This window comes from Prevotella pectinovora, from assembly GCF_000834015.1.
In the GTDB taxonomy this organism is placed as follows: Bacteria; Bacteroidota; Bacteroidia; order Bacteroidales; family Bacteroidaceae; genus Prevotella; species Prevotella pectinovora.
Map to the genome: position 1 here is coordinate 1 of NZ_JXQI01000001.1, position 7,698 is coordinate 7,698.

The 7,698-nt window shown below is 48.5% G+C and carries 7 protein-coding genes, 1 tRNA gene and 2 pseudogenes; 6 read left to right on the forward strand and 4 right to left on the reverse strand.

The features are described 5' to 3' along the window. Positions 1–112 (forward strand): annotated as a pseudogene (locus tag ST42_RS14145) (ISAon1 family transposase); the annotation flags it as partial. Positions 113–202: 90 nt separating this feature from the next. Here the strand turns inward: ST42_RS14145 and ST42_RS13700 are convergent. Next, positions 203–273: transfer RNA gene (locus tag ST42_RS13700), tRNA-Cys, on the reverse strand. A gap of 679 nt (positions 274–952) precedes the next feature. Between ST42_RS13700 and ST42_RS00010 the strand changes: the two genes are divergently transcribed. From ST42_RS00010 to ST42_RS00020, 3 genes are read left to right on the forward strand one after another with little or no spacing between them, the layout of a single operon-like run. After that, the gene (locus ST42_RS00010) at positions 953–1,477 is read left to right on the forward strand and encodes a nitroreductase (protein WP_044065013.1); all 525 of its coding nucleotides are present in this window, start codon (positions 953–955) and stop codon (positions 1,475–1,477) included. Positions 1,478–1,503: 26 nt separating this feature from the next. After that, a complete protein-coding gene (locus tag ST42_RS00015) occupies positions 1,504–1,941 on the forward strand; it encodes a LexA family protein (RefSeq protein ID WP_022316779.1) in 438 nt (145 codons plus the stop codon). A gap of 4 nt (positions 1,942–1,945) precedes the next feature. Then, positions 1,946–3,232 (forward strand): Y-family DNA polymerase, encoded by a 1,287-nt coding sequence (locus ST42_RS00020; RefSeq protein ID WP_022316778.1) that lies wholly within the window; start codon positions 1,946–1,948, stop codon positions 3,230–3,232. 112 nt (positions 3,233–3,344) lie between these two features. On the opposite strand, the gene ST42_RS00025 is transcribed toward ST42_RS00020, so the two are convergent. The 3 genes from ST42_RS00025 to ST42_RS00035 form a co-directional block, all read right to left on the reverse strand. After that, entirely contained in the window at positions 3,345–4,097 is a 753-nt protein-coding gene (locus tag ST42_RS00025; protein ID WP_044071750.1) for a copper homeostasis protein CutC, read from the reverse strand. A gap of 25 nt (positions 4,098–4,122) precedes the next feature. Next, entirely contained in the window at positions 4,123–5,094 is a 972-nt protein-coding gene (locus ST42_RS00030) for an ROK family protein (RefSeq protein ID WP_044071748.1), read from the reverse strand. Positions 5,095–5,181: 87 nt separating this feature from the next. Beyond that, positions 5,182–6,465 (reverse strand): MFS transporter, encoded by a 1,284-nt coding sequence (locus ST42_RS00035; protein WP_022316775.1) that lies wholly within the window; start codon positions 6,463–6,465, stop codon positions 5,182–5,184. A 442-nt stretch (positions 6,466–6,907) separates the two neighbouring features. On the opposite strand from ST42_RS00035, the gene ST42_RS00040 reads away from it, so the two are divergent. Continuing rightward, complete coding sequence (locus ST42_RS00040; RefSeq protein WP_022316773.1) at positions 6,908–7,270, forward strand: hypothetical protein; 363 nt, start codon at positions 6,908–6,910, stop codon at positions 7,268–7,270. 251 nt (positions 7,271–7,521) lie between these two features. Further along, a pseudogene (locus tag ST42_RS13705) lies at positions 7,522–7,698 on the forward strand (IS982 family transposase); the annotation flags it as partial.

Consider the following 7,698-nt stretch of genomic DNA (forward strand, 5'->3'; position numbering starts at 1 on the left):
AGCTGAATCCTTTAATGCAAAAATCAAAGCTTTCAGAGCATCACTAAGGGGCATCGTTGATGAAAAGTTCTTTCTGTATCGACTTGCAAAGATTTATGCTTATCCCCACTAAATTTCCACTGAGCCAATGCCGGGGATGTTGGAGGTGTGTGGCGAGGGTATAAAAAAAGTTCTGAAACAAAAATCGTTTCAGAACTCCTTGAGGTACCTAGCAGAGTCGAACTGCTCTACACGGTTTTGCAGACCGTTACCTAACCGATCGGCCAAGGTACCATTGCTTGATTGCGAGTGCAAAGGTATGAATTTTATTTCGTTCCACCAAATTTTTCTTTCACTTTTATTTGAAAACTTACCGAAAAGGCTGTTTTTTTCTTCAAAATTTATTGTTTGTCGGTTTGAGACGCAGTTTCTTTATTGCATTTCGACAGTTTTGACCTGTTGCAGCAGGAGCCAGAAGCTTTGCCTTTCATTCCCTGCCGTTGCGCTTTCCGCCGAAGTTCATCAGCCAAAGGGCAGTTGGCACAATAACCAGTGCAACCGCTCTTTGGCTTGTGTGACACCGCCTGCCATATCTTATAACCTATATATATAAGCGAGGCGGCAATAATGATATATACAAAAACATATTGAGTCATATATATCGGGATTATCAAAAAATGTGCCAAATGGCAGCTATGCCAATGGCAAAGCAGCAAGTAGATAATTGTGGAGTGGCTAATGGCAGATTGGGCTTATGTGCAGGTTGTTGCGTGGCATTAACCAACATTAACTGTTTCGATTTCTGATTGCGGGTGTCAAAAGCTAATTTTGTAGTCCGTTAGATGAGAGAATGTCGGAAATCTGTTGATAGAACTTGTTGCTGATGTCTTTTCGTGGAAAGTTGTCAAATCGAGGATTACGCTTGACAATATTTCTGACATCTTGTCCGACAGAAACAAAAACAAATGGTATTATGAACGAAACGATAAGAACGCTTGAGACTCGTCGCAGCGTGAGAGGATTTGATCCGGAGCGCATGCCGTCAGACGAAGTGATAAAAGAGATCGTGGAAGCTGGAGAATACGCTCCCACGGGTAGAGGAATGCAGTCGCCACGCATCGTTGTGGTGACCAACAAGGCAGTGCGCGACCGCCTGTCTGAACTCAATGCCGAGGTGATGGGCACTACGTCAGACCCATTCTATGGAGCTCCGGTGGTGTTGATAGTGCTTGCCGACAGACAGCGCCCTACGTATATGTATGACGGTTCGCTTGTGATGGGCAACCTCATGAACGCCGCCCATTCGCTTGGTGTGGGAAGCTGCTGGATACACAGAGCCAAAGAGGTGTTCGACATGGACGAGGGCAAGGAGATGCTCCGCAAGTGGGGCATAGAAGGCGACTATGAAGGCATAGGCCATGTGGCGCTCGGATATGCCGCCGCACAACCGGCACCTGCCAAGCCTCGCAAGGACGACTATGCCGTGTGGGTGAGATAAGGATTGGAAGACACAATGTGACGTCTATGTCTAAGATAAAACTTCTGAGAGGTGAGTTCGACAGCAGATTGAAGTTGCAGCTTGCTCCCGGCATAAAAGCCGGTTTTCCGAGTCCTGCCGAGGATTATCTGCACGACAGTCTCGACTTCAACCGCGACTTGATAAAGAATCCCGAGGCAACATTCTATGCCCGCATATCCGGCGACTCGATGGTGGAAGCCGGCATCTGCGATGGAGACATTGCCGTGATAGACCGTTCGCTGCAGGCGAACGACGGGGATGTGATAGTGGCATACGTCAACGAGGAGTTCACGATGAAATATCTCGACACTACGCATCTTGCCGAGGGGTATATCGAGCTGCGGCCTGCCAATGCCGCCTATTCGCCGATACGCATCGACAACCTTGACGATTTCCGTATCTGGGGAGTCGTGGTGTGGACCATCAAACAATGGAAACGATAGAGGAATGACAAAATATTACGCCATCTGCGATTGTGACAACTGCTATGTGAGTTGTGAACGAGTGTTCCGTCCCGATCTGGAGCGGAAACCCGTCGTTGTGCTCTCAAACAACGACGGATGTGTGGTGGCGCGAAGCAAGGAGGCAAAGCTCATGGGGGTGAAGGCTGGTACGCCATACTATCAGCTCAAACAGCTTTTCCCCGATACACATATCGAGGTGTTCTCGTCGAACTATGAACTGTATGGCGAGCTTACCGGGCGTGTCATGGCAATCATCCGTGACATGGCTCCGCAGTGTTTCAGGTATTCCATTGACGAGGCTTTTGCCATTCTTGAGGGGATAGACGGAGAGCAGCTGCAGCAGTGGGGGCGTGACCTGCACGACAGGGTGTGGCGGTCGGTTGGCATTCCTGTAAGTATCGGAATCTCCACCACCAAGACTCTTGCCAAGGTGGCATCCCATTTCGCCAAGAAATATCCAGGCTATGACCACTGCTGCTTGATAGACAATGATGAGAAACGCATTAAGGCGCTGGGGCTTTACGACGTTGGCGAAGTGTGGGGAATAGGCCGCAGGTATGCCGAAAAGCTTGAAAGGATAGGGGTATCTACGGCGCTCGACTTTGCCGGACATAAGGTGGAGTGGGTTAGGATGATGTTCAAGAACATCGTCATCGAGCGTACGTGGAATGAGCTGAACGGCATAGACTGTGTGCCCGACGACTTGCCTGCCAGAAAGAAAAGCATCTGCACGAGCAGAAGCTTCGACGGGATGGTGGGCGACTTTGATACGCTACGCACTCATATCGCCAATTTTGCCGTCAGATCGGCTGAGAAACTGCGCAAGCAGCAGTCTGTGGCACAGGTAGTGGGAGTGTTCATCGACTCTAACCATTTCAGGGAAGACCTGATGCAGTATGGCAATATGGCAGACAAGACACTTCTTACGCCGACCAGCTCCACTATAGATATCGTGATGGCTGCTACCGACTGTCTGAGAAGCATCTACAGAGAGGGGATAATGTTCAAACGGGCAGGTGTGCTCTTGATGGGTGTCGTTCCGCAGGGGGCAGTGCAGCCCGACATGTTCTCTTATGATGCCAACCGGCATGGCAGGATGACGAGGATGGATTCTGCCGTAGACCATCTCAATAGAGTGGGCGGCACGGAAACCGTGATACTCAGTTCGCAGCAATATCCCGGCGGAAAGAAGTTCGCTGATGCTATACGGCATGACCATAAGAGTCCGTGTCCTACGACGCGCTGGAGCGATATAATGGTGCTGAAATAGACGAGTAAATAAGTAGACGAGCAGACGAGCAGACAAGGAAATAGCTCTTGACAATTGTCGGACTATAATCCAGGTCTGCTCGTCTGCTTGTTTTCGTTGACTTGTCAACTCGTTACTTCGTCAACATGTCTATAGTATTTCTGACTCTGTCTTTGTCGGTCACGAGAATATTCTGTTCATCGGCATCTTTTGCTCCCATGTATACGTTCTGACATATATTCTTCATCTTGCTCTTAATGCCGACCCTTGCAGAGAAATGATATTCGGATATCCCAGTGGCGTCGTATATGTCGCGGATGTTGTCCTCGTTGACGCCGCTTCCCGCAAGCAGCGTTATCCGTCCGGCAGCTTTCTCCTGCAGTTTGGCAAGCAGCGGCGTTCCGTCAATGGCTTTCGGCTGTTGTCCGGAGGTCAGTATGCGGTTGCAGCCCAATGATATGATGTCTTCAAGGGCGGCGAATGGGTCGGCTGTGCGGTCGAAGGCGCGGTGGAAAGTCACCGACATCCCTTTGGCACACTCCATCAGCCGGCGGTTCTGCTCTATGTCTACATCACCGTTTTCCGTCAGGCATCCGAATACCACACCGTCAACTCCCAGTTCGCGACACATCCTGATGTCTTCCTCCATGCGCTCCATTTCGAGCGACGAATACAGGAAGTCGCCACCTCGCGGACGGATTATGACGTGGAGCCGTGTGGATGACAGCAAGCGCCTCGCCACCTTTATCTCTCCATAGGATGGTGTGGTGCCGCCTTCCGGTATTCCGGCACACAGTTCCACGCGGTCTGCGCCACCCTCTTGTGCGGCGATACAACTCTCCACACTGTTGGCGCAAATCTCAAATCTGAAATCTTCTCTGTTCATTGTCATTTCCTTCCTTTCATTTCCGTTATTTGGCAGTCTCTTGCCATGCAAGCGCTGCAGTGCCGAGTATTGCCGCAGTGCCGTTTTCCAGGGTGCTTGTCAGGAATTTCGCCTTGCCGCGATACAGGCTGAGCACATATTTGTCGTATGTTTCCTTTGCCGGTTTCAGAAGCCAGTCGCCGGCTTTTGCCACACCGCCGAAGAAGATGAAAGCCTCTGGACTCAGGAATGTGGCGAAGTTTGCGCATGCCTTTCCCAGAATCTCTCCTGTGCGGCGGAACACCATTTGTGCCAGTTTGTCGCCAGCCTCGGCAGCATTGAAAATGTCGAGTGTCGTCATCTTGTCGGCAGGGATGTTGGCAAGGCTTGACAGCACTCCCTCTTCGGCAAGCATTTCCTTGGCAGTCATCACCACTCCCCTCGACGAGCAATACATGTCGAGGCATCCGCTTCTGCCGCATCCGCATTTCCTGCCATTGTCGAAGAACATTATCGAGTGGCCCAGTTCTCCGGCGAATCCGTCGCTGCCGTATATCAGGTTGCCGTTTGCCACGATGCCCGAACCGACACCCGTACCGAGAGTTATCTCTATGAAATCCTTCATCCCCATGGCTGCTCCATGGCTCATTTCTCCCAGAGCGGCAGCTTTGGCGTCGTTGGTTATTGCCACAGGGATTCCCGTTTTCTCGTTCAGCATCTGGCAGATGGGCACCACACCCTTTCCCCATGAGATGTTGGCGGCGTGTTCGATTGTTCCCGCATTGTAGTTGCCGCAAGGAGCTCCGATACCAATGGCTTTGATGTTTTCGATGCCTCCCGCCACTGAAGACAGTTCGGATATCACTTCCGCAGCATCCTCTACGAAAGCCGTTGCCAGAGTATACTCCTGTGTGAGGAGCGATCCTGTTGCCTTTATCTCATAGTTCTCGTCCACGAGACCGAACACGGCATTGGTGCCTCCGAGGTCCAGTCCGATGACATATTTGTTCTCTTTCATGATTATTTCTTCGTTATGTTATTGTTTGGCGTGTTCTTCGATGCTGGCGAGACAATCTGCCAGTATCGGAGAAAGCGCCATCCTGTATTATCGTTTTGAACCCTTTATTGCATAGAATGAGATGTATGCCATAGAGAGCAGCGGCACGATGTATGACACCATATATGAATAATGGTCAGCGATATAGTTCTGTATCAGCGGCATTATGCCACCGCCGACTACCATCATCATGAATATTCCGGAACCGAGGGCAGTGTATTTTCCAAGTCCCTCAACTGAGAGGTTGAAGATGCACGACCACATCACCGATGTGCACAGTCCGCAAGCCACGAGAAGCAGTGCAGCTACAGGCAGATGGTATATTGCCACGCTTGAGCCGGTGAATACAGGCATCTCCACATGGCAGCTCTTTCCGAGAATTATCGCTCCGAGCATCAATGCTATTGCCAGTAGGGATGTTGCGGTGAGCATTGCCTTGCTCGACACTTTGTCGGCTATGAGTCCTGCGGAGAATCTTCCTACGAGCATCAGGAACCAGTATGTGGCAGCCACAAAGCCAGCCACGGCTGTAGCCTTGGCAAGTCCGGTGCCGCCGCCGGCAGCTGTAGTGTCAGAGATATAGAAGAACAGGGTTCCGGGAATTCCAACTTCCAGTCCGACATACAGGAATATGGCAATCGCTCCAAGCTTGAAGTTTGAGAAATCCCAAGGCGAGTGTGCCAGTTTCTCTTCCGGTTTGTGTTCCGGATTGTTGATCTTTATAAAATACAATATGCAGAATGCTGCTGCGAATACCGCCATTGCGATGAAGAGCACCACATTCACGTTGGCAATCTTGGTATCCTTTGTCACTTCTCCAATCAAGCTGCCCACGAGCATCGGCGTGAGCGTTCCGGAGAGAGAGTTCAGTGTTCCTCCGATGAGGTTCAGCTGGTTGCCTCTGTTGCCGCCGCCGCCGAGCAGATTGATCATCGGGTTTACCACGGTGTTGAGCATGCAGACCGAAAAGCCGCATACGAAAGCACCGAGCAGATATATCGAGAAACCGAGTTCTGCCGATGAGCATGTGCCGGAGAGGAACTGCAGTACCAGACCGGCGATACCTGTTGCCACACCTGTCATGGCAGTGTTCTTGTAGCCGATTTTGGCAAGCATCTTTCCTGATGGAATTCCCATGAAGAGGTATGCCAGGAAGTTCATGGCGTTGCCGAGCATACCGATGGTGTTGGCATTTTCGCCTCCGGCAAATGTGTTCTTCCAGATCACACCCACAGGTGCTGCAAGGTTTGTTACGAACGAAATCATTGCAAACAGGAACATCATCGTTATTATTGCCACGATGTTCCCCTTTGAACTTGTAGTAGTTTTCATATCTTTCAACTCTTTAATTATTTAGGGTGTTATGTTATTAGTCAATATTGTGGCAAAATTACTAAAATCAAATCAAATAAAGGTGGAAGAGGGGATAAATCTACAAGATATATGAGAAATAAAGGAGTGTGAGCCGTTGATTGTTGGTATTTACAAAATGATATTTCAAATATGTTAAGAAAAGATATGTGTAAGTAAAGGCGTTTTGATATATGTCAAAATATTCTCTGTTAACGCAAACAGAAACTCAAATAGTTTGTTTGTTGTTGCAGGTTTGTCTATCTTTGCAGCGTGAAAAAGACAAAGTTGCATGCTTTGGTCTCGACACATGATAAAATATACCAAACATATATTAAGGTAAAAAGATAAGGATAACCGGTGTAGGTGATTCGTGAGAATAGTACCGTAGCCATTTTAGTAATTAATTTAAAATTTAGGAATTATGAAAAGATTGTTTTTAACTGTTATGGCAGTGCTCAGCATGACCATGACATTTGCGGAGAACGAGGAGTTGAACACGACAAACACAGCCAATGCCTACAAGATGACTGTAAACTACAGCAGATTGGCTGATGCGCTTTGCTTGTCGATCGATCAGTTGGAAGCCGTGCAAGACATCCACTCAGAATTCTGTGCCGATATGATGAATGCCGGCAATGCTAACGCAGATGAGCGTAAGCCGATGGTTGAGAAGGCGTTGCAGAAGGATCTGAAGCACATGCGCTATGTGCTCACCGAGAATCAGTATCGCAAGTATCTGATGCTCCTGAACGTGACGATCAGCAATCGTGGACTTGAAAAGTAGTTTTGATAAATATTTGGCTCAAGGGTACTGTCAATACAATATTGGCAGTACCCTTTGCGTTTCATTATGGTGGAACGCAAAAGGTATATTCAAGTTCGCATTGATAGGATAGACCCCAATCGGCCATTATTCCGTTTAATGCCTTTTTTGTTAGTATTTCTATCTGTTATTTGGTCAGTGTCGTTTGATTCGTATTTTCCGAAACTTTTCTTTTCTTAACCCGTTGGCGGAATTAATTTAAGTTGATAAATATGAGTAAAAAGTTGTACATATCGCTGATTTTTAGTAACTTAGTAGTGACCAAAACATTAAGTTCGAACCATCGTATGTACAACCTTTATACAAAATTCGTCAAAATACTTGAGATATGCAAGCAATTCTCTGAAAATCTCGTCAATGAATCGGGTAATGTTCCACGTCGTGGTCCT

What these genes read in the sequence shown, in the direction of transcription:
- ST42_RS00010 (WP_044065013.1), top strand. Translation starts at nt 953, where the DNA reads ATGAACGAAACGATAAGAACGCTTGAGACTCGTCGCAGCGTGAGAGGA.
- ST42_RS00015 (WP_022316779.1), top strand. Translation starts at nt 1,504, where the DNA reads ATGTCTAAGATAAAACTTCTGAGAGGTGAGTTCGACAGCAGATTGAAG.
- ST42_RS00020 (WP_022316778.1), top strand. Translation starts at nt 1,946, where the DNA reads ATGACAAAATATTACGCCATCTGCGATTGTGACAACTGCTATGTGAGT.
- ST42_RS00025 (WP_044071750.1), bottom strand. Translation starts at nt 4,097, where the DNA reads ATGAACAGAGAAGATTTCAGATTTGAGATTTGCGCCAACAGTGTGGAG.
- ST42_RS00030 (WP_044071748.1), bottom strand. Translation starts at nt 5,094, where the DNA reads ATGAAAGAGAACAAATATGTCATCGGACTGGACCTCGGAGGCACCAAT.
- ST42_RS00035 (WP_022316775.1), bottom strand. Translation starts at nt 6,465, where the DNA reads ATGAAAACTACTACAAGTTCAAAGGGGAACATCGTGGCAATAATAACG.
- ST42_RS00040 (WP_022316773.1), top strand. Translation starts at nt 6,908, where the DNA reads ATGAAAAGATTGTTTTTAACTGTTATGGCAGTGCTCAGCATGACCATG.